The following is an 856-nucleotide window of genomic DNA, read 5'->3' as shown; positions in this document are numbered from 1 at the left end:
TACAGACCAATGGTTCCAGCCGAACTCGCTCGCTAGATAAACGGGCAAGGCAACCACGAACCAAACATCTCTGGCACCAAACAGAAATAAGCGAGCTGCTGAGAGGGCGTTGATTGCCCGACTTTTAGAAAATATTTCAGTGAACTTCGGTTTGTTCTTTGCCTTGCCTAAGTCTTGTTTTAAGGCAAACATGCTACCCAGCCAAACCACAAACAAGCTTAGCGCCATAGCAAGAACGGCACCTTGAAAACCGAGAGTGGCCAGTAAAGCGCCGCCTAAAAAGAAGCCGACACCTTTCAAGGCATTCTTAGATCCGGTTAGAATTGCCACCCACTTATACAGTGTAGTTTGCGCATCTTTTGGAACCAGCAGCTTGATCGAGCTTTTCGCACTCATCTTGTTCAGGTCTTTAGCAATGCCTGAGAGAGCCTGAGCAGCCATGACCCAAGGCACTGTGAGCAAAGTGGCAGGAACGAGCAGCATTGCCAATGCGAGCACCTGCAGAGCCAGACCAATATTCATGGTTTTGTTGAGCCCCAAATGTGCGCCCAACCAGCCACCAAAAAGGTTGGTGATGACACCAAAGATCTCGTAAAACAAGAACAGCATGGCAATTTCGAGCGGGCTGTAACCCAAGCCATGAAAGTGCAATACGACTAACATCCTCAAAGCGCCATCGGTGAGCGTGAAAGCCCAATAGTTACCTGTTACGACCAGGTATTGCTTAATTTCTGGTGAGAGTTTATTGATATTCATGGTTTTCAAATATGGCCTTAGTGATTAATTTTCTGGTCGATGAGGCCGACTTTACGAACCAGCTCAGCTGTTCGATTGGCATAGCCCCATTCATTGTCAT

Annotated in this window: 1 protein-coding gene; it reads right to left on the bottom strand. The window is 47.4% G+C overall.

Annotated features, from left to right (window positions below; genetic code table 11):
• On the bottom strand, positions 1–756 hold a 756-nt coding region (gene arsJ / locus A3766_RS08225), incomplete at its 3' end, for an organoarsenical effux MFS transporter ArsJ (protein ID WP_156508784.1).
• Positions 757–856: the final 100 nt, after the last annotated feature.

Source organism: Oleiphilus sp. HI0132, assembly GCF_001635845.1.
This window is presented reverse-complemented; position numbering and strand designations above follow the sequence as displayed.